Raw genomic sequence first — 24,567 nt, 5'->3', positions numbered from 1 at the left:
GGAACGCGAGATTGCCTCTTGCACCGACTTCCCCTCTCCCCGGCGGGGAGAGGGTAGGGTGAGGGGGGCTCCGGGCGCGACGGGTTGGTGGCGCACGGACTTGGTGGGGCGGCGACTGGTGCCGCCCCACCCTTATTCAATGCATCAGGCCGCTAGCGAGGCGATGTCGATGACGAAGCGGTAGCGAACGTCGCTCTTGAGGACGCGTTCGTAGGCTTCGTTGACCTGCTGGATGTTGATCTTCTCGATCTCGGAGACGATGTTGTGCTCGCCGCAGAAATCCAGCATTTCCTGGGTTTCCTTGATCGAACCGATCATCGAGCCGGAGATGCTCTTGCGGCCGGGGATCAGCGAGAAGGCGTGAACCGGGATCGGGTTCTCGGGAGCGCCGACGACGACCATCGAGCCGTTGACCTTGAGCAGGCCGAGATAGGCGTTCCAGTCGATTTCGGCGCTGACCGTGCAGATGATCAGGTCGAAGGTGCCGGCGAGCTTGGTGAAGGTCTCGGCATCGTTCGTCGCGTAGTATTCCTTGGCGCCGAGCTTCAGGCCGTCTTCCTTCTTCGACAGCGACTGCGAGAGGACGGTGATGTCAGCGCCCATGGCGGCGCCGATCTTCACGCCCATATGGCCGAGACCGCCCATGCCGACGATCGCGACCTTCTTGCCGGGGCCGGCATTCCAGTGCTTTAGCGGCGAGTAGAGGGTGATACCGGCGCAGAGCAGCGGCGCGGAGGCGTCGAGCGGCAGGTTTTCCGGGATCGACAGGACATAGCCTTCCTTGACGACGATCGAGTCGGAATAGCCGCCCTGGGTCGCCGTCTTGCCGTCGGCTTCGACGCTGTTGTAGGTGCCGACGAGGCCGGGCATATACTGCTCGTTGTCGACATCGCGGCTGGCGCAGCCGACGCAGCTGTCGACAAAGCAGCCGACGCCGACGTGGTCACCGACCTTGAACTTGGTGACGCTGGCGCCGACGGCGGTGACGATGCCGGCGATTTCGTGGCCGGGCACGATCGGGTAGACGGCGTTCTTCCACTCGTTGCGGACGGTATGGATGTCCGAATGGCAGATGCCGGCATATTTGATGTCGATGACGACGTCGTCGGCATTCGGTTCACGGCGTTCGAAGGTGAACGGCGTCAACGGCTTGGATGCGTCGGTAGCGGCATAGCCTCTTGCGATTGGCATGGGGTAGTTCCTTCTTTTCAGGAGGGTGGAAGGGATGGCGGACTATGCCCCGGCTCTCGTCACAAGCGGTATAGCGATCCTGCAAGCTTCTTGTACGATCCTGCAAATCTCCTTGCGCCGAAACGCCATCCGCTCCATGATCTGGCCAAGCGCCTGTGGCGTAACATCAAGAAAACAAATGGTAATGTTATGACGTTACATGTTGGCCCCTTCGATGAAATGACATCGATCATTGCCCGTTACGCCAGGAAAGACGGGGATTCCGAGACGGCGATCGAGAATCTGCATGTGTTCAAGGGCAGCTGTCCGACGCGGCTGCAGCACATGGCCTACAAGCCGGGATTCTCGCTGGTGCTGCAGGGGAGCAAGCGGCTGATGGTCGGCTCCGACGTGCATGTCTACGGCGCCGGGCAATATGTGCTGACCTCGCTCGACCTGCCGGTCGCCTCGCATGTGACGCAGGCGACCGCCGATATTCCCTATCTCTGCTTCACGCTGTTCATCGACAGCGAAAAGCTCAGCGATCTCCTGTCGAAGACCAGGATCCAGCGCGTGCCGCCATCGCCTGACGATGCCCGCGGTCTGGTGGTCAAGACGGCGCCGCCGGAGCTGCTCGATGCCTCGGCCCGGCTGCTGCGCTTGCTCGATAATCCGCAGGACATTCCGGCGATGGCGCCGCTGATCGAGCAGGAGATATCCTACCGGCTGCTGAGCGGCCCCGATGGTCCGCGGCTGCTCGACATGACGCTTGCCGAAAGCCAGAGCCACAAGGTTGCCCGCGCCGTCGCCTGGCTGCGCACCAATTTCGTCCAGCCGCTGCGCATCGAGGACCTGGCCGACCATGTCAGCATGAGCGCGTCCTCGCTGCATCACCATTTCAAGGCGGTCACGGCGATGACGCCGATGCAATATCAGAAGCAGTTGCGCCTGCATGAGGCGCGCCGGCTGCTGCTGACCGAGCATGTCGATGTCGCGACGGCGGGATATCGCGTCGGCTATCAGAGCCCGTCTCAATTCAGCCGCGAATATAGCCGTCTCTACGGTCTGCCGCCGCTGAAGGACATCGAGGCGATGCGCGGGCAGATGGCCGCCGAGTAGCGCTTTTCTTTTGATGCGCCGCAGCAACGAATTTCGCTTGACGGCGAAAAGCGCCTCGTTCATAACACGCCGCGAACCGTACCGTACGGTACGTATTGGGGAGTGCTTATCGTGTCTGCCGAAACCTTGGAGCCCAGCGAATTTTCGCCGCGTCAGAACGCCGTTCTGGAGCAGGCGTTGCAGCTTCTCGTCGATGGCGGAGAAAAAGCGCTTACCACCTCGGGCGTGGCGCGCGCCGCCAATTGCTCTAAGGAAAGCCTCTACAAATGGTTTGGCGATCGCGACGGCCTGCTGTCGGCGATGATCGCCTATCAGGCCAGCAAGGTGCGCACCTTCGAGCGCAACGGCGAGCGCCTGACCTCGGCCAGCCTGCACGACCACGTCGTCATCTTTGCCCGCGATCTGCTGGAAGTCCTGGCCGGCGACGTGTCGCTGGCGCTGAACCGCCTGGCGATCGGCCAGTCCCATCGCGATGGCTCCAAGCTCGGCAAGCTGCTGCTCGAACGTGGCCGCCGCCAGATCGACCGCCGCGCCATGGCGCTGATCGATGCCGGCAAGCGGGCAGGGCTATTACGCTTTCATGATGCCGACGAGGCATATCACACGCTTTATGGCCTTGTTGTCTCCGACCTGCATGTGCGCATGCTGCTCGGCGAACCGGGCCTCAAGGATACGGGCCGTCAGGCGGAGAAGGCGGTCACCGCTTTCCTGCGCCTTTACGGCACGGAGAAGGTTCTTGCGGAGATGCCGGCACTCGCCTGATCTCCGCGTCTATCAAACGATGCGACAAGCAAAAGGGAAGGAACTCTACAATGCGCGTCTATTACGATCGTGATGCCGATCTCAACCTGATCAAGTCCAAGAAGGTCGCCATCATCGGCTACGGTTCACAGGGCCGCGCCCACGCGCTGAACCTGAAGGACAGCGGTGCACAGAACGTCGTCATCGGCCTCAAGGCCGGTTCGCCGACGATCAAGAAGGCCGAAGCCGACGGCTTCAAGGTCATGACCGTTGCCGAAGCTGCCGGCTGGGCCGATCTGATGATGATGGCCACCCCGGACGAACTGCAGGCCGACATCTACAAGGCCGACATCGCCGCCAACATCCGTGACGGCGCTGCGATCGCTTTCGCACACGGCCTCAACATCCACTTCGGCCTCATCGAGCCGAAGGCTTCCGTCGATATCGTCATGATCGCGCCGAAGGGCCCGGGCCACACGGTTCGCGGCGAATACCAGAAGGGCGGCGGCGTTCCCTGCCTCGTTGCCGTTCACCAGAACGCTTCGGGCAACGCTCTTGAACTCGCTCTCTCCTACGCCTGCGGCGTCGGCGGCGGCCGTTCGGGCATCATCGAAACCAACTTCCGCGAAGAGTGCGAAACCGACCTCTTCGGCGAACAGGTCGTTCTCTGCGGCGGTCTCGTCGAGCTCATCCGCGCTGGTTTCGAAACCCTGACCGAAGCCGGCTACGCTCCGGAGATGGCCTATTTCGAGTGCCTGCACGAAGTGAAGCTGATCGTCGACCTGATCTATGAAGGCGGTATCGCCAACATGAACTACTCGATCTCGAACACGGCTGAGTGGGGCGAATACGTCACCGGCCCGCGCATCATCACGGCTGAAACCAAGGCTGAAATGAAGCGCGTCCTGCACGACATCCAGACCGGCAAGTTCACGTCCGACTGGATGCAGGAATACCGTGCCGGCGGCTCGCGCTTCAAGGGCATCCGCCGCATGAACGACAGCCACCAGATCGAAGAAGTCGGCGCCAAGCTTCGCGGCATGATGCCGTGGATCGGCAAGAACAAGCTGGTCGACAAGTCGGTCAACTAATCGCTTCTGCGACTGATATTGCGAGAGGCCGGGGCGAAAGCTCCGGCCTTTTTCATTTCCGGACGGTGAGGAAGAGCCAGCGGGTCGGCTTGCCGTCGTAGCCGCCGCCATCGGCTTCCGATAGTGCGATGTCGCGCCAGCCGCCTGCGGTCAGGCACTGCGAGAGCCAATCGGGCGAGGGGTAGTTGTAATAGCGGCCGAAGCCGTCATGTCCCTCGGCTTCGCCGGCCTTGAAGCTGGCATGCAGGGGAGCGCCCGGTTTCAGCGCGCTGTGGATGCGGGAGAAGACGTCTGGCAGTTCGGCGCGGGGAACGTGCAGCAGGCTTGCTTCCGCCCAGACGCCGTCGAATTCGCCGGTGGCCTGCAGATCCTGAAAGCGCATGACGGTCACCGGCCGGCCGATCAGTTTCTCCGCCTGCCTGGCGAGCTCTGCCGATCCATCCGTCGGCGTCACGTCGAAACCCTTGCCCAGCATATAGGCGCTGTCCTGCCCGCCGCCGCAGCCGAGTTCGAGGATTTTTGCGCCTGCCGGGAGTGCGGCGAGGAAGGCGTCGAGGCGCCTTGTTGGCAGACGGCGCTCGCGGGAGGCGTAGATTTCGGCATTACCGTCGTAGAAGGCTGAGGTTTCGTCGTTAGACATGCTGGGGAACCTCTCCAATAGCAAGAAACCGGGCGATGAGCCCGGTTTCGAAGGTGGTTTCGTCCGTTGCGGCTAACGCAAGGTCAGGCCGGAATGAGGCGGGTCCAGCCGCGCTCGTCGTTGGTGGTGCCCTTCTGCAGGCCGACGAGCTGCTGGCGCAGTTCGGTGGTCAGCTTGCCGGTCTGGCCGTCGCCGACCAGGAACTCGCCGCTGGCGTGGCGCACGAGGCCGATTCCGGCGAGAACGGCGGCCGTGCCGCAGGCGAAGGCTTCGACGAGCTTGCCGCTCTTGGCGTCAGCCTGCCATTCGGCGAAGGAATAGGGGCGCTGTTCGACACGCAGGCCCTTTTCCTCGGCAAGCACGATGACGGAAGCGCGGGTGATGCCCGGCAGGATCGTGCCGCCGAGCGGCGGGGTGACGACCGTACCGTCGTTCATCACGAAGAAGACGTTCATGCCGCCGAGTTCTTCGACCCAGCGATGCTCGGCTGCATCGAGGAAGACGACCTGGTCGCATTCCTTCTTGGCGGCTTCGGCCTGGGCCACGAGGCTGGCGGCATAGTTGCCGCCGCATTTTGCTGCACCGGTGCCGCCGGCGGCCGCGCGGGTGTATTCCGTCTCGACCCAGAGCGACACAGCCTTGGCGCCGCCCTTGAAATAGGCGCCAACAGGCGAGGCGATGATGCAGAAGATATATTCCTGCGCCGGGCGAACGCCGAGGAAGGCTTCGTTGGCGAACATGAAGGGGCGGAGGTAGAGGCTGGCATCGCCCGAGGGGATCCAGTTCTTGTCGACGCGGACGAGCTCTTCGACGGCCTTCAGGAAAAGATCTTCCGGTACGGCGGGCATTGCCATGCGGGCTGCCGACTGGGCAAAGCGGCGGGCGTTTTCTTCCGGACGGAAGAGAAGGACGCGGCCGTCATCAGCCTTGTAGGCCTTCATGCCCTCGAAGATTTCCTGGGCGTAGTGCAGCACGGCGCTGGCGGGGTCGAGTTCCAGCGGGCGGCGCGGCGTCACCTTTGCGTCGTGCCAGCCCTTGTCGGCGGTCCATTTCGCCAGGACCATGTGATCCGTAAAGACCTTGCCGAAGCCGGGGGTCTCAAGCGCCTTGACGCGGTCGGCGTCGGAGACGGGAGACTTGTGGAATTCGATTGTGATTTCAGGAGAGGGCGACGTCGCGGTCATTGCTGGCACCTTGGTAGTCCATTGAATAATGCGCGGCACACTACTGCTGCCGCACCTGTTTTGGAAAGGTCTGTTTCAGTGAGTTTCGGCATTTCGTCAGCGAATGATGGCGGGATGCGGCGAATATTCAGGACAATTCGGCCCGGTTTCCTCATCCGTGCTGCTTTCGAGGGCCAATTCGCCCAAACTTGTCACCGGGACAAGAAAATAGGTCAGCATTGTTGACATAATTTCCGTGCCGTGATGATCTGCCAGCATCATAAAAAGAGACTGAGGAAACCCCGATGCTGAACTGGGATGAAATGTTTGCGACGCGCGCGTCACGCATGCGCGCCTCTGAAATCCGTGAACTGCTGAAACTGCTCGATCAGCCCGATATCATCTCCTTTGCCGGCGGCATTCCGGATCCGGCGCTGTTTCCGGACAAGGAGTTCAAGGCGGCCTATGCCGGGATCTTCGATGACGGCGCGGTCAACTCGGCGCTGCAATATTCGGTCAGCGAAGGCTACAAGCCGCTGCGCGAATGGCTGGTGAAGCAGATGGCCGGTCTCGGTATTCCCTGCGAGGCCGAAAACGTCTTCATCGTCTCCGGTTCGCAGCAGGGCCTCGACTATCTCGGCAAGCTCTTCCTGTCGCCGAAGGATACGGCGCTGGTAACGTGGCCGACCTATCTCGGCGCGCTTCAGGCCTTCAACGCCTATGAGCCGTCCTATGACCAGCTGACGCCAAACGGCAACCGCACGCCGGAGAGCTACAAGGCGGCGGCCACGCAGAACGGCGGCAAGGTGAAGTTCGCCTATCTCTCCGCCGACTTCTCCAATCCGACCGGCGAGACTGTCGACCGCGAGGGCCGCGAGAAGGTTCTGGCGCTGGCCGAAGATCTCGATATCGCTGTCATCGAGGATGCTGCCTATCAGAACCTGCGCTACGACGGCGAGGCGATCCCGCCGATCCTGTCGCTGGAGATCGCCCGGAAGGGCCATATCAACGATACCCGCACGATCTATTGCGGCAGCTTCTCGAAGACGCTGGCGCCGGGCCTTCGCGTCGGCTTCATCGTCGCCAACGCGCCCGTTATCCGCAAGCTGGTGCTGATGAAGCAGGCGGCCGACCTGCATTCCTCGACGATCAACCAGATCGCCATTGCCGAAGTCGCCGAGCGCGGTTTTGATGCGCAGGTCGCCAAGATCAAGGCTGCCTACAGCCACCGCCGCGATGCGATGCTGGCAGCACTCGCGAAGCATATGCCTGATGGCGTCAGCTGGACGAAGCCGGAAGGCGGCATGTTCATCTGGATCACGCTGCCGGAGGGCATGGATGGCGCGGCGCTGCTCGCCAAGTCGATCGAGACCACGCGGGTCGCCTTCGTTCCCGGCAAGGCCTTCTTCGCCGACGGCTCTGGCGCCAACACCATCCGCCTCAGCTTCTCGTGCGCCAACGATCAGATGATCGAGGAGGGCATTGGCCGTCTCGGCAAGCTGGTCGCCGGTGAGATCGGCGCGCTTTAGGGCGAATAGTCTGCGTGATTGGTGCGACGCGAGCTCCTGTCGGATACCTGGTTGCATCGACTCGCCTCGCATTGCATCTTCCCGCCGCTTCGGAAGGTTGAGGAACGACGATGAGCGGGATCAAGGTCAGGATGGCAACTCTATCTGATGCCGAGGAGCTGGCGAGCCTGATGGCCGAACTGGGTTATCCGGCAACCTCCGACAGAATGACCGCCCGACTTGAGCGGCTGAGCGGCCGTGAGGACCACGCTATATTTGTCGCCGATGAAGACGGTGCAGTTGCCGGAATGATTGGCTTGTCCGTCTCTCCAACGCTCTACCGGGACGATCTTGATGGTGCCATCGTCGCGCTGGTCGTTTCCTCGAACTTCAGGGGAAGAGGCATTGCCGGATTGTTGGTCGCTCATGGCGAGCGCTGGCTCTATGACCGCGGCGCCCGCCTCGCGACGGTGAAACCCAACTCCCGCCGCGAAGACGCGCACCGCCTCTACAAGCGTTGCGGGTATGAACATACCGGGCTGAGATTTACGAAGGTTCTTGAAAGGCTCGGCGGATAGCGGCTCGCCATGTCTCGATAGCGCTGGTCGCACAGGAAATCGGCGCCTGAGGGGCGCCGATTTCTTTCTCATTTCTATTGGTTCAGGTGCGGGGCGATCAGTTCGAGATCGGCCTCGCTCAGCCGGTCGCTCGCCGTATTGCGCTGGTGCCAGTAGGGATAGAGCAGCGGCGGGACGCTGACGTCGTCGAGGCGCTTGCGCTCTTCGGCCGTCAGCTTCAGGTCGGCTGCGGCGAGATTGTCCTTGAACTGCGCTTCCGTGCGGCCGCCGATGATGACCGAGGTCACCGTCCTGCGGCCGATCAGCCACGCGAGTGCCACCTGGGCTGCCGAGACGCCGCGGCTTTCGGCGATCGAGACCAGTGTATCGACGATGTTCCAAAGACGGTTCTCATCGCGGATCGGCGGTTCCGGCCAGCCGGCGAACTGGCGGGTGCCCTCCGGCGTCGCCTGGTTGCGGCGGTGCTTGCCGGAGAGCAGGCCGGCGGCCAGCGGGCTCCAGACGAGGACGCCGAGGCCCTGGTCGATCGACACCGGCAGTAGTTCGTATTCGGCATCGCGGGCTTCCAGCGTGTAGTGGATCTGCTGGCTGACGAAGCGCTGGTAGTTGTGCTCTTTGGAGACGCCGAGCGCCTTCATGATGTGCCAGCCGGAGAAGTTGGAGCAGCCGATATAGCGGACCTTGCCCTGGCGCACGAGGGTGTCGAGCGCTTCCATGGTTTCCTCGACCGGTGTCTGGCCGTCCCATTCATGCAGTTGGTAGAGGTCGATGACATCGGTCTTCATGCGGCGAAGGCTGGCTTCACAGGCTTCGATCAGGTGCTGGCGCGAGGAGCCGACATCGTTCGGGCCGTCACCCATGCGGAAGCGTGCCTTGGTGGCCAGCATGACGCCGTTCTTGCGCTTGCCGCCGAGCACTTCGCCGATGATCTCCTCGGAGGCGCCGGCCGAATAGACGTCGGCGGTATCGATCAGGTTGACGCCGGCATCGAGGCAGAGATCGACGAGGCGGCTGGCTTCGGCCACATCCTGGCTGCCGGTCGCCTTCGCCCAGCCGACGCCGCCGAAGGTCATGGTGCCCATGGTCACGGTTGAAATCTTCAGGCCGGAACGGCCAAGCAGACGATATTCCATTATCCTCTCTCCCAAATTTAAACGGAAACGCGCAATCTGCCGCAAACAAATAGCGGCTCGGCGTCATGGTCAAGCGCAGATGGCGGTCTTCGACGCGGCATCTTTAGCCGACTGTCACAATCATGTTATTCGGCCTGTCTATGGAACGGCTAACTTTCACGCTCAGGGATATCACCATGAAGAAGAAGCTCTCCGCTCTCGCTGCGCTGATCGCGGCCGGTCTCGTCTCCGTTTCTGCCCATGCGGGCAATCTGGTGCTCTATACGAGCCAGCCGAACGAAGACGCGCAGGCGACCGTCGACGGCTTCATGGCCGCAAATCCCGACATCAAGGTCGACTGGGTGCGCGACGGCACGCCGAAGATCATGGCCAAGCTGCAGGCCGAGATCGAAGCCGGCAATCCGGTTGCTGACGTCCTGCTGATCGCCGATACCGTGACGCTCGAGCGTCTCAAGGAAGCCGGCAAGCTGATGGCCTACAAGTCGCCGGAAGCCGCCAATTACGATGCGGCGCTCTATGACGCCGACGGCTACTATTATTCGACCAAGCTGATCACCACAGGGATCATGTACAACACTTCGGCCTCGATGAAGCCGACGAGCTGGAAGGACCTGACGAAGCCGGAAGCCAAGGGCCTCGTCAGCATGCCGAGCCCGCTGACCTCGGGTGCGGCGCTGATCCATGCACAGACGCTGGCCGGCGTTTCGGGTCTCGGCTGGGATTACTACAAGGCGCTTGCCGATAACGGCGCGACCGCTGCCGGTGGCAACGGCGCCATCCTGAAGGCCGTCGCTTCGGGCGAAAAGGCTTACGGCATGGTCGTCGACTACATGCCGATCCGCGAGAAGGCCAAGGGCGCGCCGGTCGAGTTCGTCTTCCCGGAAGAAGGCGTTTCGGCCGTGACCGAGCCGGTCGGCATCCTCGCCAACGCCAAGAATGCCGATGCAGCGAAGAAGTTCGTCGACTACGTTCTCTCCGAAAAAGGCCAGGAAGGCTTCCTGAAACTCGGCTATATTCCGGCCCGAAACGGTATGAAGCTGCCGGAAGGCTTTCCGGCGCGCGACAGCATCAAGGTGCTGCCGATCAATGCCGCCGAGGCGCTGAAGAATACGGATCAGGATCTGAAGACCTTCTCGGGTATCTACGGGTCGAATTGATCGAAACCGGATAGTCGATGCAGGGTTACGTTCGTCCGGGAAACAGCCAGCCAGCCTGGCTGTTTCCCTTTATCATTCTGGTGGTGCTTGTTCTGAGCGTCCTGCCGCTGGCGCGGCTGGCGGTGGCGGGCATCGCTGCGCTGTCGAATGGCGGGGCAGGGGCGGTGCTCGGCGACCCGGCGCTCTGGTCGGCAACCTATTATACGCTGGTGACGGCAGTGTTCGGGACCATCATCTCGCTCGTCATCGGCTGCGCTTTCGCCTTTTTGCTGACGCTGACGGATATTCGCGGCAGGGGGCTGATCAGCTTCCTGTTCGTGTTGCCGATGATGATCCCGCCGCAGGTGACGGCGCTTGCCTGGGTGCAGATGTCGGGGCCATCCAGCCCGCTTCTGAAGGCGCTGCATATTGCCCCGCCGCTCGGAACGCCGCAGCCGCTCTATTCGGTCGGCGGCATCGCGCTTCTCTACGGTGTCCAGCATGCACCGCTCGTCTATCTGGCGCTGCGGGCGGGGCTGATGAGCCTGCCGCGCGACGGCGTCGAGGCGGCCCGGCTTTCCGGCGCCTCCAGCCTGCGGGTGTTTCGCGATATCATCCTGCCGCTGTCGCTGCCCGGTGTCATTGCGGGTGCGGCGATCTCTTTCGTCTCCTGCACCGGCAATTTCGGCATTCCGGCGATCCTCGGCATTCCGGCCTCGATCTATACGCTGCCGACGCTGATCTTCTCGAAATTCTCGGCTTTCACCAGCCGCACTTTCGGGGACGTGGCGTTGCTATCGGCGATCATCGCGCTGATCTCGGTCGCGGGTCTCGCCATCCAGGAGCGGGCGCTTCGCGGGCGCGACTACCGGGTGCTCGGTCTCTCCGGGGCGACCGCCGCCTTCGAGCTCGGCGGCTGGCGCCACGTCTTCACGCCGCTGCTCTGGATCGTGCTGTTCTTTATGCTGGCGGCGCCGTTCTTCGCGCTGGTCGCGGGCGCGCTGGTTCCGGCATACGGCGTGCCGCTGACCTTCAAGACCATGTCCTTCCACGCCTTCTCGGAAATCCTCTTCCGTCAGGCGATCACCCGCACGGCCTTCGTCAATTCGCTGTCGCTGGCGGCCGGTGCCGCCCTGTGTCTCCTGGTGGTGACCGTGCTTGCCGCCTATGCGCTCAGCCGGCGCCGCGATCTTCTGGCGCGGCTGGTTTCGAGTGCGATCGAGATACCCTATTCGCTGCCGGGCATCGTCATTGCCGTGTCCTTCATTCTGGTCTTTGCGGCGCCGCTGCCGGTTGTCAACGTCACGCTCTACGGCACGGTCTGGATCATTCTCGTTGCTTATCTCTCGAGCTTCTTCGCCGTCAGCCTGAAGCCCGTCGTCAGCGCCTTTCATCAGCTCGATCCGGCGCTGGAGGAGGCCGCGCGTCTTGCCGGAGCCGGCTTCTTCCGGCGGCTTGCCGATATCATCGTGCCGCTGATCGCATCGGCTGCCGGTGCCTCCGTCATCCTCGTCTTCCTCATTGCCTGCAACGAGCTGACGATCTCGGCGCTGCTCTGGTCGGCGGGGACGCAGACGCTGGGTGTCGCGATCTATAACCTCGACGACAGCGGCAGTTCGGATCTTGCTTCGGCGCTCTCCGTGTTGGTCGTGCTGATGGTCGTTTTCATGATGCTGCTTCTGGAACTGATGGCAAAGCGGCTGCCCAAGGGAGTGGTGCCGTGGCGAAACTGACGCTCAATCAGGTCAGCAAGGATTTCGGCACCGGGCGTGCGGCCGTCAGCGGTCTTTCGCTCGATGTGCGCGACGGCGGCTTTCTGGCGCTGCTTGGTCCCTCAGGCTGCGGCAAGACGACGGTTCTGAGGATGATCGCAGGCTTCGAGACGCCGACGGATGGTTCGATCCATCTCGGCGAGCGGCTGCTTGCCGATGCCTCGCAATCGCTGCCGCCGGAGCGGCGCAACATGGCGATGGTCTTCCAGTCCTATGCGCTCTGGCCGCATATGAGCGTTGCCGACAATGCCGGATATCCGCTGAAGGTGCGCGGCGTGAAGGGCGAGGCCTATCACAGCAAGGTGCGCGAGGCGCTGGCGACGGTGCGGCTCAGCGATTATGCGGACCGGCGCCCGGCCGATCTCTCCGGCGGCCAGAGGCAGCGCGTGGCGTTGGCCCGCTGCCTGGTGACATCGCCCGATGTCGTGCTGCTCGACGAGCCGCTCGCCAATCTCGACCGGCACCTGAAGCAGGAGATGGAGGAGACGTTCCGCGAGTTCCACCAGCGCTCCGGCGCGACGATGATCTATGTGACGCACGACCAGAGCGAGGCGATGGCGCTGGCGACCGACGTTGCCGTGATGTCGGAAGGGCGCCTGCTGCAGGTGGCGGCTCCTGCCGAGATTTATGCGCGGCCGGAGGGGCGGATGGTTGGCGGGTTGATCGGCCGTGGTGCTATCTTGCGAGTTGCGTCACCTGCCGGAGACAAGCGCCAGCTTGATTGGGATGTGATGCGTGCGGCGCTAGAGGCTACCGGTACGGGCGGTGACATGAGCGATATCCTCGTGCGGCCCGAGGATGTGGTGATCGGCGGGGAGGGCGTTCCCGCTCTCGTCGACAGCGTGCTCTATGAGGGCGAGCGCTATGCGGTGAAGCTGTTGCTTGGCGACGGGCAGATCCTGCGCGCCTTCAGCCGCGAGCGGGTTTCGGCGGGCGATAACGTGATGGTGGCGGTGCGCTCGGCCTGGCGGCTCTGATCGGGCTTCGGCCTTCACGGACGCAATTTTCGCCTGTACCAATGGCGAAGCAGCATGCAAACGGGAATGCCTGATGTCGCTTCGCCTCGCTACCTTCAATGTCGAAAATCTGATGACGCGTTTCGACTTCACCGGCTTTCGCAACCAGCTGCGCCAGGACCGGGTCATCCAGCTCTTCGAGGTGCGTAGCGAAGGCGTCTACCAGCAGCTGGAGCAGGCGCGCGTGATCGCGGCGACCGACGATACCCGCCAGATGACCGCCTTGGCGATCGCCGATGCCGATGCGGATATCCTCTGCCTGCAGGAAATCGACAACATGGCGGCGCTGCAGGCCTTCGAATACGGCTATCTGTTCCGCATGGTCGGCAATGGCTACCGGCAGAAATATCTGGTCGAGGGCAATGACAGCCGCGGTATCGACGTTGCCGTGCTGATGCGCGAGGAGACGCGCGACGGACGCAAGATCGAGCTTCGCGACATCAAGAGCCATGCAATGCTGACCTATCGCGATCTCGACCTGTTCGACGAGACGCTGGGGCAGCATGGGCATATCGACGACAAGATCTTCAAGCGCGACTGCCTGGAGCTCGATCTCCTGATCGGCGGCGTGCCCTTCACGCTCTATGTCGTGCATTTCAAATCGATGGGCAGCCCGCGCGATGGGCTCGATGGGCGGCAGGCGACCATGCCGGTGCGCCGCGCCGAGGCGCGCGCCGTGCGCCGGATCATCGAGAACCGCTTCGGCGCCGGGCAGACGGCCACGAAGAATTTCGCCATCTGCGGCGACATGAACGACTACCAGGAACGCGTCGATGTCATCGGCACGCGCCGCAACGGCTATCGATTCGAGCACAAGAACGAGGCCGAGAGCGCGCTCGATGCCTTTAGCGACGACGGCTTTGCCGAGAACGTCATGCGCCGCCGCGACGAAATGGATCGCTGGACGCTCTACCACGCCCGCGGGCCGCAGGAGCAGTGGCTCTGCCAGCTCGATTATATCTGGCTGTCGCCGGCGCTTGCCAGCGTCAATGCCGGGCGCCAGCCCGAGATCATCCGCCACGGCCAGCCTTTCCGCACCGTCTTTCCGCCGGGCCAGGAAGTCGAGCGCTATCCGCGCACCGGCTGGGACCGGCCGAAGGCCTCCGACCATTGCCCCGTAGTCATGACATTGGATTTGAAATGAACTCGATATTTTCAGAGGAGTTTGGCGGCTGGCCGCCGGAGCAGACCGTATTTCCCGTTGCCAAGGTCGACCTTCGCGTTCTCGACGGCGAGCATCCCTACAGGGTCTCCAGGCGCGACGAGATCGCCGCCAACTGGGAGGCCGAGGTGAAGGCCAATCCGGCCCTGTTCGATGGGCGCATGGTGTTTCAGCACCGGCTGGCACTTGGCGAGGATGGGATCAGTGGGCAGGGATATGTCATCCCGTTCTCGACTTTCATGTATTGGCGGCGCCAACAGGACCGGACGGGCGGCATGCACCTGTTCGCCTATCCTGTCATCGAAGCCTCCGACAACGCGCTGGTGGCGATCCGCATGGGCGCGCATACCGCCAATCCCGGACAGGTCTACTTCGCCGCCGGCTCGCTGGAGCCTGAGGATATCGCATCCGGCGTCTGTGACCTCGAATTCAACATGCGCCGCGAGGTGCTGGAGGAGACCGGTCTCGATCTCGCCCGCTCGACGCCGGGCGACAGCTACTATGCCAGCCGCTTCCGCCGCACCGTCACCGTCATGCGGCTGTATCGTTTCGATCTGACTGCGGACGAGATCGTCGAGCGGATCGCGGCGCATACGTTGGTGGCCGAAGACAAGGAAATCGCCGGTGCGGTGGCGATCCGTTCGGCCGACCACTCGGCCTATCCGTATAACGTCGCCATGCTGCCGGTCATCGATTGGTATTTTGGTAATCCAGACAAAACCTAAAACCTTGCACTCGTTTCGCCGGTCGGGCAGGTTGGCGGTTCGATGACCGATTCAAGGAGGCCGATGTGGCGCGCAGCTACAGCGTCTACGATGTGTTCACCGACCGCAAGCTCGCCGGCAATCCGCTGGCCGTCATCTTCGACGGCGAGGACCTGAGCGACGAGGCGATGCAATCGATCGCCCGCGAAACCAATCTGTCGGAGACCGTCTTCGTCCAGAAGTCGGCCAATCCCGCCTATAGCGCCAGGATCCGCATCTTCACGCCGGGCCGAGAGCTGCCTTTTGCCGGTCATCCGACCGTCGGCACGGCAATTGCGCTTGCCGAGCGCACCCATGGTGGTGATGCGACGCTCGATCTCGTTTGCGTGCTGGAAGAAAATGTCGGGCCGGTGCGCTGTGCGGTGCGGCTGCGCGAGGGCGTCGCGAGTTTTGCCGAATTCGATCTCCCGCGCAAATCGCAGCAGATCGCCATGCCGCTTGAGAAGCTCGGCATCGCCAACGCGCTGTCGCTGAAGGTGACGGAGGTCGGATTCGAGAATCACGTTCCGTCGATCTGGAGCGCCGGCGTGCCGTTCCTGCTGGTGCCGATCCATGACGTCGGTGCGGCCCAGCGCATGGAGTTCGATCCGCAGCTTTGGGAAAAGACGGTGCCCTTCGTCGATGGCGCGCTGGCTTCGGCCTATATCTACTGCCGCGGCGGGGTGAACCACTCGGCGAAATTCCATGCGCGGATGTTTGCGAGCGGAATGGGGATCGTCGAGGACCCGGCGACCGGTTCTGCGGCGGCTGCACTCTCCGGAGCGATTCACCATTTCGACCGTCTGCCTGATGGTCATCATCCAATCACCATCGAACAGGGTGTGGAAATGGGCCGTCCCTCGATTATCCACCTTCACATGGATGTCGAGGCTGGAGCGATCTCAAACGCCCGGATTGGCGGCCAGGCAGTGCGTTTGGCCACGGGTTCGCTCGACCTTTGATTTCATTGCATTTCAGCCATGCAGAAAAAAATCGAAGAATTTTTCGAGGGGCGCTAGACAAGGTCGAATATCCTGTTTATACGCCCCCTCACACCGCGCCGAGAGGCACGGGACACCGAGCGGAAACGCAAGGGAATGGGTGATTAGCTCAGTTGGTAGAGCAGCTGACTCTTAATCAGCGGGTCGTAGGTTCGAGCCCTACATCACCCACCATCTTCTCCTTGAAAAGATTGAAGATAAAGCGCCGCAGCGCCCCACCAGGGGCGCTGCGCTTTTGCGTTTTGGAAGGCCGCTAGCGCGGGAATTTATTGTAGAAAGATTCCGGATCGTAGACGCAGGCGTAGTCGAGAACGCATTGCTTTCCGGTGGCGTCCCTGAGGCTCGTGGTCGCCCATTTGTCGCCCAGCCGGCACTGCGATGGCGGGTGGCGGAAACTGCGGCCGCCGATGCCGATCCGAACGAAGACGGCCGGATTCTGGCGGATGATTTTCGCGAGTTCGCTGCAGGTGTGGTCGCGGGCCTTGACCTCGATGGCATCCAGGGCGAAGGCGGCCGACGGCAAAAGCACCGCGGCGGCGAGTGCGGCGATAACGATCTTCATATGCGGATTCCCTCTCATGCGCGGCGGCAGGAATTGTCTCTGGCCTCCATCATCAGATGGTTGCGTTTTCCGGCCAGACAAGCCCGTCAGCGCGCGATCGCGGTGCGTCTGATGTAGCGGGCGCAGAGAGCCAGCAGGATGACGCTGAAGGCGCAGAATACGCTTCCGCCCGCCGCCCTGTATGCGAGCACGCCAGCGACGCCGCCAAGCAGGAAAAACAGCACTGTCGCTGCATGCAATGTCAGGCGGCGGACGATCTGCGGGCGCTCTGGTGCGGCCTTGCCGCCGATCAGCAGCGCGAGGCCGACGCCGATATCGGTGGCGATGCCGGAAACATGGGTGGTGCGCACGCGGCTGCCGGAGATGCGCGTCGAGGCGGCGTTCTGGATGCCCATGGTGAAGCTGAGGAGCCCGGCGATAGTAATGCCGTTCGCGGCCGGTCCGGTGCTGCCGGCATAGAGCCCCACGGCGAGCAATAGCGCTGCTTCGGAGAGCAGCGTCAGGGCATAGATGTTGGCAAGCCGCCGCAGCTTGCCGATCTCGATGAACAGCGAGGCGCTGAAGGCACCGAGAACGAACATGACGACGATCATCAGGAAGGCGAGAGCGGCGCTGAATTCGCGGACCGACATGTGATCGGAGATCATCGAGACATTACCGGTCATGTTGGCGGAGAAATAGCCGAAGGCGAGGAAGCCCGCGCTGTTGACGCCGCCCGCCACAAAGGCGAGCACGGCTGCGAGAAGAAGATCGATCTTGGATGTGCGGCTGTCGCCTTCGTGGACCAGCATATCGGGGAAGCTCGCTGAAACGCCTTGAGAGCCCTCAGTCAGCCGTGAGTCTGCGATCGGCGCAAGCCGTGAAAATCATGGGGCAGATCAGGCGAAGATCCGCGCATCGGCGCCGGCGGCGTCTTCCTGGCGGTATTCCCAGCCATCAGGGGTGATGCGGCGCCAGGTGGGCCGTCCATCGCTCGTATAGCTGCCGTCGATCGATTTGCGGGGCGGGAAGGGCGCGGCACACTGGTGCCAGATATAGCTGTTCGGCGGTGGTGGATTCAAAAACCTGGTCAATCGCTTCAACATGGCGAACCCCGAGGGTGGTGAGGCCCGCCGCGTTAGGGGTGAGGCGGGCCTTTGAACAGGAGGACATACGCAAAACTGACGCCTCGTCATGGTTGTAGCATCGATGTCGGAAAATCCAGCGTGACACGGGCGTGACATTGGCATTTGCGCGGTTACGTTGAATAAATCGTAGCGAAGCTGCGGCCGCTATTGATTTCGGCACAGTTGGTAACATCTTCATCCCATTGCCAGTTTCGACACAGGGGATATCAATGCCGAAGTCCGCCCTCGCTTTTGTCTGCCTTTCCGCTCTTCTTTTGTCTTCCTGCGGGAATACCGCCTGGGGCCTGAAGAAGGACGGCCAGGACGCGAGCCATGCCATGGACAATGCCACGCATCGCGTTCTCTCGGCCGGTGCCAAGAAGTAGCGCCGCCCGGCCTGCAGGCGGCGCCCTTCGGGCGGCCGCCTAACGCATCGGCTGCGGCGTCGGCGCGCTGATCGTGCTCTTCGACGAGAACAGCACGAAGGCGAACAGCAGCACACCCGCAAAGACGATCAGCGAGGAGACGGCGACGAGCGGCTCCATCGCCATATTGCCTTCGAGCATCATGTAGAGCGACGGCACCATGATCACGACGCCGGCCGTATATATGTAATACTGGATCATCGCGATCCGGCGCTCGGCCTTGGCCGGGTTCAGCGCGTAATAGACGCCGAACAGCGCCATGCTGACCCATCCCAAGAGATTACAGTGCGCATGCGCGCCGATCACCGTATGATCTTCCGATATCGCCATCTTCAGCCCGATGCCGATGCCGATGATGAAGAAGATGACCGCGGTTTTGAAGTAAAGTTCAGCTAGACGTGGCATGATGTTTCCCCTCCGTTCGTCTGCAATCAAGACTAGCACTTGTTGCGATCCGGGAAAATGCATGCTTTTCTATGAGGAGCTGCTGACGTTTCTTTCCATAAAAAGAAACCCCGCCGGGGGCGGGGCAGCTGGGGAAGTGAGAGTAAAGCGATCTCCATCGCACGATATGAACTAGGGCGGCACGCTTTGCCGGCTACCCCTCATGAGCAGAAATTCCGTGTCCGGTTATGGTTAATTTTTTAACTATATCGGCAGTAGGGTGGAACGGAAGCGAGCTGCTTGCCGTTGTGGCAGCGAACTGGAGGAAACGATGATCTTCAAAATCTTTGCTGCCAAACCCGAAGTCGAAACCGCCGACACCGGCACCTTTGCGGATGGGCATTTCGAAACCCAGCGCATCGACGTCAGCAGCCGGCGTGATGGCCGTTACCGTTCCTCGCACGAGCGTGACTATGGTCCGGGACGCAAGATTGCCGAGGTTCCGCTCGGTCTCGCCTGATCGTCAGGCGGTCTTTTCCGTCAGTGCCCGGAAGGCGAATTTCCGGTTGCACTCACATCTGATGATATAGGTCTCCTGAAAATTGGAGGCCTTTTCCTCGAAGAAGCCGCGCGGCATCTCGTCGATTAGAAATGCCGGATGCTTGCGCGTCGGGTGATCGTCTTCCGAGACTTCTGCGATACCGGTATTGCCGCATTGCGGGCAGGTGAGCTTCTTCGAAAAGCGGTCGCGTGCGGCCATTTCATTTCCTTCCAGATTCACCCGGTCATACAGGCGAACGGCTTTTCAGGAAAGCCGCTCAGGGTGCTGGCGTCTCGATATGCTGTGGTTTCGGCGTCGATCCCGTCGTTGCCGGATCGGGTCCGGGCGATATGGCGACCGTGCCTGCAATGATGACCGCGACAATGGCGCCGGCGATCCCGAAGGTCCAGATCAGCCAGCTGCGGCGCTCCTGCTCGTAGATACGCTGTTCCTCCTCGGCGGGAGAAATATAGGGTTGCCGGCCCTCGGTCCTGTTTTTGTCAGCCATGAAAACTCCGTGCTCTTAGGGGGAACAGGCCGATGCCCGGATTGTTCCCGCCACGGAGCTTCAAAACCGGCTCAGTCGGTGGCGACCGTCGTGACCGCAGGCGCCTGGTTGTCGGAGGAGACGACGGCCGTCGGCAGCGGCGTCCCGCGCTTGCGCTCGCGCACCAGAGTCAGCAGGCCGGAGCAGATGATCAGCGCGATGCCGCCTGCCATCGGCAGGTCGATCGTGTCGTCGAAGATCAGGTAGCCGAAGGCGATCGCCCAGATCATCTGGCTATATTGCGGCGGGGCCACGAGATTGGCCGGAGCGAGGCGGGCGGCGGTCATCAGCAGCACGTTGCCGATCGCGCCGAGAATGCCGTAGCTCGCAATGAAGAACCATTCGCGTGCCGTCGGGATGGCGATGTTGGAGACCATCAGCAGGCCGCTGACGATCAGCGTGCCCAGGAGGCCGGCGCCATAGAGCGACAGGCGCTTTTCCGCCGGACCCATGGCGCGCAGGATGACGATCGAAATCGCGGCGCTGATGCCGCCGATCGCGGCTGCCAGATGGCCGACGGAGAGTTCGCGAAAGCCCGGGCGCAGCACGATCAGCACGCCGATGAAGCCGACGATGACGGCCGTCCAGCGCTGCCAGCGGACATCCTCCTTCAGGAAGATCACCGAGAGGATAGTGACGAAAGAGGGGAGCAGGAAAAGCAGGCAGAAGGCTTCCGCCATCGGCAGCTTGGTGAAGGTGATGATCGAGGCGATGGCGCCGATCGCGCCGCAGGCAAAGCGCAGCATCCAGAGCGTGCGGTTCGAGGTCTTCACCAGATCCGTCCAGCTGTCATCCTTGCCCTTGATGAAGGGGAGGACGACGATGCCGAAAGCGCAGCCGAGAAAGGCAATCTGATAGGCGGGGATCGCACCGTGGAGGATCTTGATCGACGCATCGCTGAAGGCAAAGACGGCGTAGGCCGCGAACGCGACGAGGACGCCGCGAAGCGGCGAGGCAGAGGAGGGCATGACATAGAATCGCGTGAGAGGGATCGCAGCCTTCCATACGCGGGAAATGCCGCCCCAGGCAGGGGCGGCGGCGAATAGCTGCCATGCCGTTTCGGCGGTGCTGTCTGCGCTCAGCGGGCCTCGCTGCGCAGCTGGGCGCCATATTCGCGGTAGATGCTCAGGCAGTCGGTGTAGCTCAGCGTGCCATTGTCGCCATAGACGATATGGACGCTCGAGGCGTCGGTTGCGGCTTGCTCGACGACGAAGAGAATGGCGTCGCCGAGCGATTTGCCCGTGATCGGCAGGTCGCTGCCGTCTTCCTTGGTCATTCCTTCGACGGTGGCTGCAATCTTGCGATGGCTGAAAACGGCGCGTCGGTCTTCCGGCGTCATGAAAATGTCCTCAATCGAAAAGGGGGCGATTTGCCCTTACGATCGATGAAACGCCCGGCGGGGCATTTTGTGCCAAAGAGAGTGAACCGATCACGCAAGATTTGACCTTTCCGAAGCCGGATAAGGGGCGTATGCACGGTCATCCCCTTTTTGCCGGCCGGTCCGCCCCGGGCCATCCGCCGCTGGCGCCACGGAATCGCAATCGCATTGGCTTCTCGATGACCCCGGCTGACATGACAGACAAGATCGACGACGCGGCAAGCGCCCGCCAGGCGAAGATCGTCGCGCTGGTGGTTGCCGTTTCCTTCTTCATGCAGATCCTCGACGGCACGATCGTCGCCACGTCGCTGCCGCAGATGGCGGCAAGCTTCGGGGTGCAGCCGGTGTCTATGAGCATCGGCATCACCGTCTACATGCTGACCGGCTCCGCCTTCATTCCGCTGTCTGGATGGCTCGGCGACCGCTTTGGCGCGCGGCGCATCTTCCTGATTTCCATCGCCGTCTTTACCGGCGCCTCGTTGCTTTGCGGCCTTTCCGGCAGCCTGACGCAGTTCATCATCGCCCGCGCCATCCAGGGCGCAGGCAGCGCGCTGATGACGCCGGTCGGGCGGATCATCGTGCTGAAGAATGCCCGGAAGTCGGAACTTGTGCAGGCGATCGCGCTGATCACCTGGCCGGCGCTGACGGCACCCGTCGTCGGCCCTGTGCTCGGCGGCTTCATCACCACCTACGCCAGCTGGCACTGGAACTTCCTGATCAACATTCCGATCGGCCTGATCGGTCTGTTCCTGGTGATGCGCTTCGTGCCGGAGCAGAAGGAAGAGGAAGCAGGCAGGCTCGATATCCTTGGCTTCATCCTCAGCGCTCTGGGCTTGACACTGCTGCTGACGGCGCTGGAGATTTCGGTCAAATGGCATGGCGGGATGCTGCCCGTCGCCGCGATGTTCGCCGGCGGCGTGCTGTTTTCCTACCTCGCGACGCGTCACTTCCTCGTTGCGCAAAACCCGCTGCTCGATCTCTCGGCCTTCAAGGTGCAGACCTTCGCGCTCTCGACGCTCTATGCCGGAACGGCCTGCCGGGTGGCGATCAATGCGACGCCGTTTCTGCTGCCGCTGCTCTTCCAGCTCGGGTTCGGGATGAGCTCGATTGCGGCGGGCGCCTACCTGCTCGTCTATTTCCTCGGCAATCTCGGGATGAAGACGGTGACGACGCCGCTGCTGGCGATCTTCGGCTTCCGCAACGTGCTGGTGTTCAACGGCCTGATCGCGGCCGGCTCGATCATCGTCTGCGGCTTCTTCACCGAGAGCACGCCGCAGGTGCTGATCTACGCCATGCTGTTCATCGCCGGTCTGTCGCGCTCGATGGAATTCACGGCGCTCAATACGCTGGCCTTTGCCGATATCAATTCGGCGCAACGCAGCTCCGCCTCGACGCTGTCGAGCATGCTGCAGCAGGTATCGCTGCTGCTGGGTGTTGCTGTCGCTGCGGCTGCGCTCAACATTTCGGCGGCCTTCCGTGCAGCGCCGCAGCCGGAGCTTTCGGACTTCCGCTGGGCGTTTCTGACCGTCGGGCTGATCGGCATCGTGTCCTGCCTGCGGTTTGCCAAGCTGCCGCCGGAGGCGGGTGCCGAGGTTTCGAAGCACCGGCGATACTCAAAAAAAGTCTGATTGCGATGGAACCATTTGGACTTACCGGCGTTTATCGCGCGGGTTAGTGCGTCCTCTTGTGTCTTTTCATTCTTAATCGCGCCTTGGCGGATACTACCGCAAGGTGAAGGTACATTGCAGATGGTGTCGTTTGAAATTCGACGGTCGATATATTTCCGGGGACGGGGCGGATTTGCTGCTGTTTACGCACGATGACCGATACAATACGACAATCCAGAGCAGACGATTCGGCCGCCAGGCAGCCACGTTGCTGCGAGGCAGAGTCCGGAGGCGGAATGGGTGACGACACGGTCGATGCGGGCAAGACGATCCGCATCCTCTACATCGATGACGACGATGCGCTCGCAATGCTGATGCGCCGCAATTTGTCCCGGCGCGGTTTTACCGTCGAATGGGCGGAAGACGGCGCGACAGGGCTGAAGCGTGTTGCCGAAGGCGGCATCGATGCGGTCATCCTCGATCACTTCCTCAAGGCCGAAACCGGGCTCGACATTCTGCCGAAGCTGATGGAACTGCCGGATCATCCGCCCGTCATCTACGCCACCGCGTCCGGTGATACGAGCGTTGCCGTCGCCGCCCTGAAGGCGGGGGCTGACGATTACGTTTTGAAGGGCATCTCGCACGACTATTTCGATCTTCTGGCCGCCGCCCTCGAACAGGGGCTGGAGCGGGCACGCTTCCGCCGCGAGACGGCGCAGGCGCAGGAAGTGATCCGCCAGCAGCGTGACCATGCCGAAATGCTGCTCGCTGAAGTCAATCACCGCATCGCCAATAGCCTCGGCCTCGTCGGCGCGCTGATCCGCATGCAGTCGTCGATGACGACGGACCAGGTGGCGATCGACGCGCTGCAGGAAACGCAGATGCGCATCAACGCGATCGCCAGCGTCCACCGCCGCCTCTATACAAACCGCCAGGTCGGCACCGTGCAGATCGACGAATATCTCGGCAGCCTGCTGACCGAGCTCGAGGCGTCGATGCGCGACGACAAGCGGCCGCACCGGGTGGTGTTGGCGGCAAAGCCGGTCAACCTGGCGACCGACAAGGTCATCACGCTCGGCCTTATCGTCAGCGAGCTCGTCACCAATGCCTTCAAATACGCCTATGGCGACGGCATCGAGGGCGAGGTTCGCGTCATCATCGACCAGACCGATGATCTCCTGCGCGTCATCGTCGAGGACGATGGTGCCGGTTTCGATCATGCCGGTCCGGCAAAGGGCACGGGTCTCGGCACGAAGATCCTGACGGCGATGGCCGCTAGCCTGAAATCCGAGCTCGGCTACGACAGGGAACATCGTGGCACGCGGGCAACGCTTGTCTTCTCGATCGGCTGAGCGGCTGACGAAGCGCCGGGGAGGGACGCTTGGCTAAAATCTGTACGCCTGACGAGGTGCTGCGCTTCTGGCTGGAAGAATGTGGCCGTGACATGTGGTTCCGGTCGTCGCTGGCGCTGGACGAGCAGATCATGGCGCGGTTTCGCGACACGCATCTGACGCTTGCCGGCGGCGGCGTCGAGACGTGGCGGGCGACGCCCGAGCAGCGTCTGGCCGCGATCATCGTCCTCGACCAGTTTCCCCGCAATATCTACCGCGCCACGCCGCTTGCCTTCGCGACCGATGCGCTGGCACTGCGGGAGGCGAAGCTCGCGATCGAGGCGGGCGCGGACAAGGCGATTGCGGCGGCGCATCGCTGCTTTTTCTACATGCCATTCGAGCATTCAGAAGTGCTGGCCGAGCAGGATCGCTCGGTGGCGCTGTTCGAAGAGCTGGGTGATGCCGAATATGCCGATTATGCGCGGCGTCACCGCGAGGTGATCGTCAAATACGGGCGCTTTCCACATCGCAATGCGATCGTCGGGCGCAGTTCGAGCGAAGCGGAACTCGCCTATCTCGCGCAGCCCGGCTCCGGCTTCTGACCGGGCATTTTCACATCCGCCTTTCTGTCGCCTTTCTTTGCGATAAGAAGCGGCCTCATTGATTGATAGAATCCTGCGGGGATATTTTGCGGCCCATTCATTTCCTGCTCC

General features: G+C 62.3%; 28 protein-coding genes and 1 tRNA gene. 17 read left to right on the top strand and 12 right to left on the bottom strand.

Annotation, left to right across the window (positions count from 1 at the left end):
* Window positions 1-144: 144 nt before the first annotated feature.
* Complete coding sequence (locus tag ABIE40_RS11375) at window positions 145-1,191, bottom strand: NAD(P)-dependent alcohol dehydrogenase (RefSeq protein ID WP_199629124.1); 1,047 nt, start codon at window positions 1,189-1,191, stop codon at window positions 145-147.
* A gap of 189 nt (window positions 1,192-1,380) precedes the next feature.
* Here ABIE40_RS11375 and ABIE40_RS11370 point away from each other — a divergent pair, with 189 nt between their 5' ends.
* From ABIE40_RS11370 to ilvC, 3 genes are all read left to right on the top strand, one after another.
* On the top strand, window positions 1,381-2,289 hold the full coding sequence (locus ABIE40_RS11370) for an AraC family transcriptional regulator (protein WP_130278063.1): 909 nt from the start codon (window positions 1,381-1,383) through the stop codon (window positions 2,287-2,289).
* A gap of 111 nt (window positions 2,290-2,400) precedes the next feature.
* The gene (locus tag ABIE40_RS11365) at window positions 2,401-3,051 is read left to right on the top strand and encodes a TetR/AcrR family transcriptional regulator (RefSeq protein WP_112715303.1); all 651 of its coding nucleotides are present in this window, start codon (window positions 2,401-2,403) and stop codon (window positions 3,049-3,051) included.
* A 50-nt stretch (window positions 3,052-3,101) separates the two neighbouring features.
* Window positions 3,102-4,121, top strand: coding sequence for a ketol-acid reductoisomerase (ilvC, locus tag ABIE40_RS11360; RefSeq protein WP_112387060.1), 1,020 nt, complete (start codon window positions 3,102-3,104; stop codon window positions 4,119-4,121).
* A 52-nt stretch (window positions 4,122-4,173) separates the two neighbouring features.
* Here the strand turns inward: ilvC and ABIE40_RS11355 are convergent, their stop codons facing one another.
* On the bottom strand, window positions 4,174-4,761 hold the full coding sequence (locus ABIE40_RS11355; protein WP_199629123.1) for a class I SAM-dependent methyltransferase: 588 nt from the start codon (window positions 4,759-4,761) through the stop codon (window positions 4,174-4,176).
* A gap of 83 nt (window positions 4,762-4,844) precedes the next feature.
* On the bottom strand, window positions 4,845-5,945 hold the full coding sequence (locus ABIE40_RS11350) for a branched-chain amino acid aminotransferase (RefSeq protein ID WP_199629122.1): 1,101 nt from the start codon (window positions 5,943-5,945) through the stop codon (window positions 4,845-4,847).
* Window positions 5,946-6,229: 284 nt separating this feature from the next.
* Here ABIE40_RS11350 and ABIE40_RS11345 point away from each other — a divergent pair, with 284 nt between their 5' ends.
* Together ABIE40_RS11345 and ABIE40_RS11340 are read left to right on the top strand one after the other, a co-directional pair.
* The gene (locus ABIE40_RS11345) at window positions 6,230-7,453 is read left to right on the top strand and encodes an aminotransferase-like domain-containing protein (protein WP_199629121.1); all 1,224 of its coding nucleotides are present in this window, start codon (window positions 6,230-6,232) and stop codon (window positions 7,451-7,453) included.
* Window positions 7,454-7,563: 110 nt separating this feature from the next.
* Window positions 7,564-8,010, top strand: a complete 447-nt coding sequence (locus ABIE40_RS11340) for a GNAT family N-acetyltransferase (protein WP_199629120.1) — start codon at window positions 7,564-7,566, stop codon at window positions 8,008-8,010.
* A gap of 74 nt (window positions 8,011-8,084) precedes the next feature.
* Here ABIE40_RS11340 and ABIE40_RS11335 read toward each other — a convergent pair whose 3' ends face one another.
* Complete coding sequence (locus tag ABIE40_RS11335) at window positions 8,085-9,143, bottom strand: aldo/keto reductase (protein WP_112715293.1); 1,059 nt, start codon at window positions 9,141-9,143, stop codon at window positions 8,085-8,087.
* Window positions 9,144-9,319: 176 nt separating this feature from the next.
* Between ABIE40_RS11335 and ABIE40_RS11330 the strand changes: the two genes are divergently transcribed.
* From ABIE40_RS11330 to ABIE40_RS11300, 7 genes are all read left to right on the top strand, one after another.
* Complete coding sequence (locus ABIE40_RS11330; RefSeq protein ID WP_199629119.1) at window positions 9,320-10,300, top strand: ABC transporter substrate-binding protein; 981 nt, start codon at window positions 9,320-9,322, stop codon at window positions 10,298-10,300.
* 17 nt (window positions 10,301-10,317) lie between these two features.
* Window positions 10,318-12,012, top strand: a complete 1,695-nt coding sequence (locus ABIE40_RS11325; protein ID WP_199629118.1) for an ABC transporter permease — start codon at window positions 10,318-10,320, stop codon at window positions 12,010-12,012.
* Window positions 12,000-13,028, top strand: a complete 1,029-nt coding sequence (locus ABIE40_RS11320) for an ABC transporter ATP-binding protein (protein ID WP_199629117.1) — start codon at window positions 12,000-12,002, stop codon at window positions 13,026-13,028. Before ABIE40_RS11325 ends, ABIE40_RS11320 begins: the two co-directional genes overlap by 13 nt.
* A 73-nt stretch (window positions 13,029-13,101) precedes the next feature.
* Window positions 13,102-14,211: an endonuclease/exonuclease/phosphatase family protein gene (locus tag ABIE40_RS11315; protein WP_199629116.1), complete on the top strand. Its 1,110-nt coding sequence runs from the start codon at window positions 13,102-13,104 to the stop codon at window positions 14,209-14,211.
* Window positions 14,208-14,954: an NUDIX hydrolase gene (locus ABIE40_RS11310; RefSeq protein WP_199629115.1), complete on the top strand. Its 747-nt coding sequence runs from the start codon at window positions 14,208-14,210 to the stop codon at window positions 14,952-14,954. Before ABIE40_RS11315 ends, ABIE40_RS11310 begins: the two co-directional genes overlap by 4 nt.
* A 65-nt stretch (window positions 14,955-15,019) precedes the next feature.
* Entirely contained in the window at window positions 15,020-15,934 is a 915-nt protein-coding gene (locus tag ABIE40_RS11305) for a PhzF family phenazine biosynthesis protein (RefSeq protein ID WP_199629114.1), read from the top strand.
* A gap of 137 nt (window positions 15,935-16,071) precedes the next feature.
* A tRNA-Lys gene (locus ABIE40_RS11300) sits at window positions 16,072-16,147 on the top strand.
* 79 nt (window positions 16,148-16,226) lie between these two features.
* Here ABIE40_RS11300 and ABIE40_RS11295 read toward each other — a convergent pair.
* The 3 genes from ABIE40_RS11295 to ABIE40_RS11285 all read right to left on the bottom strand — a co-directional run bounded on the left by ABIE40_RS11295 (window position 16,227) and on the right by ABIE40_RS11285 (window position 17,608).
* Complete coding sequence (locus ABIE40_RS11295) at window positions 16,227-16,535, bottom strand: hypothetical protein (RefSeq protein WP_112715279.1); 309 nt, start codon at window positions 16,533-16,535, stop codon at window positions 16,227-16,229.
* Between the two features lie 86 nt (window positions 16,536-16,621).
* Entirely contained in the window at window positions 16,622-17,326 is a 705-nt protein-coding gene (locus ABIE40_RS11290; RefSeq protein ID WP_199629113.1) for a YoaK family protein, read from the bottom strand.
* An 87-nt stretch (window positions 17,327-17,413) separates the two neighbouring features.
* Window positions 17,414-17,608, bottom strand: a complete 195-nt coding sequence (locus ABIE40_RS11285; RefSeq protein WP_199629112.1) for a hypothetical protein — start codon at window positions 17,606-17,608, stop codon at window positions 17,414-17,416.
* Between the two features lie 263 nt (window positions 17,609-17,871).
* Between ABIE40_RS11285 and ABIE40_RS11280 the strand changes: the two genes are divergently transcribed.
* Complete coding sequence (locus ABIE40_RS11280) at window positions 17,872-18,027, top strand: entericidin (RefSeq protein ID WP_112715273.1); 156 nt, start codon at window positions 17,872-17,874, stop codon at window positions 18,025-18,027.
* 39 nt (window positions 18,028-18,066) lie between these two features.
* On the opposite strand, the gene ABIE40_RS11275 is transcribed toward ABIE40_RS11280, so the two are convergent.
* A complete protein-coding gene (locus ABIE40_RS11275; protein ID WP_199629111.1) occupies window positions 18,067-18,471 on the bottom strand; it encodes a hypothetical protein in 405 nt (134 codons plus the stop codon).
* 310 nt (window positions 18,472-18,781) lie between these two features.
* On the opposite strand from ABIE40_RS11275, the gene ABIE40_RS11270 reads away from it, so the two are divergent.
* Window positions 18,782-18,970 (top strand): hypothetical protein, encoded by a 189-nt coding sequence (locus ABIE40_RS11270; RefSeq protein WP_112715269.1) that lies wholly within the window; start codon window positions 18,782-18,784, stop codon window positions 18,968-18,970.
* 3 nt (window positions 18,971-18,973) lie between these two features.
* Here the strand turns inward: ABIE40_RS11270 and ABIE40_RS11265 are convergent, their stop codons facing one another.
* The 4 genes from ABIE40_RS11265 to ABIE40_RS11250 form a co-directional block, all read right to left on the bottom strand.
* Window positions 18,974-19,210, bottom strand: a complete 237-nt coding sequence (locus tag ABIE40_RS11265; protein ID WP_112715267.1) for a hypothetical protein — start codon at window positions 19,208-19,210, stop codon at window positions 18,974-18,976.
* A 58-nt stretch (window positions 19,211-19,268) separates the two neighbouring features.
* A complete protein-coding gene (locus ABIE40_RS11260; protein WP_112715265.1) occupies window positions 19,269-19,499 on the bottom strand; it encodes a hypothetical protein in 231 nt (76 codons plus the stop codon).
* Between the two features lie 71 nt (window positions 19,500-19,570).
* Window positions 19,571-20,506, bottom strand: a complete 936-nt coding sequence (locus tag ABIE40_RS11255; RefSeq protein WP_130278078.1) for a DMT family transporter — start codon at window positions 20,504-20,506, stop codon at window positions 19,571-19,573.
* A gap of 110 nt (window positions 20,507-20,616) precedes the next feature.
* Window positions 20,617-20,877 carry a hypothetical protein gene (locus tag ABIE40_RS11250; RefSeq protein WP_112715261.1) on the bottom strand — a complete coding sequence of 87 codons (261 nt, stop codon included), beginning with the start codon at window positions 20,875-20,877 and terminating at the stop codon, window positions 20,617-20,619.
* 218 nt (window positions 20,878-21,095) lie between these two features.
* Here ABIE40_RS11250 and ABIE40_RS11245 point away from each other — a divergent pair, with 218 nt between their 5' ends.
* From ABIE40_RS11245 to ABIE40_RS11235, 3 genes are all read left to right on the top strand, one after another.
* Window positions 21,096-22,544 carry a DHA2 family efflux MFS transporter permease subunit gene (locus tag ABIE40_RS11245; protein ID WP_199629110.1) on the top strand — a complete coding sequence of 483 codons (1,449 nt, stop codon included), beginning with the start codon at window positions 21,096-21,098 and terminating at the stop codon, window positions 22,542-22,544.
* Window positions 22,545-22,819: 275 nt separating this feature from the next.
* A complete protein-coding gene (locus tag ABIE40_RS11240; protein WP_112715257.1) occupies window positions 22,820-23,875 on the top strand; it encodes a sensor histidine kinase in 1,056 nt (351 codons plus the stop codon).
* 29 nt (window positions 23,876-23,904) lie between these two features.
* Window positions 23,905-24,456, top strand: coding sequence for a DUF924 family protein (locus tag ABIE40_RS11235; RefSeq protein ID WP_199629109.1), 552 nt, complete (start codon window positions 23,905-23,907; stop codon window positions 24,454-24,456).
* The last annotated feature ends 111 nt before the right edge of the window (window positions 24,457-24,567 follow it).

This window comes from Rhizobium sp. OAE497 (assembly GCF_040546565.1).
Lineage (GTDB): Bacteria > Pseudomonadota > Alphaproteobacteria > Rhizobiales > Rhizobiaceae > Rhizobium.
Note: the sequence above shows the minus strand (reverse complement) of the source record. Positions and strands in the feature narration are given on the sequence as shown.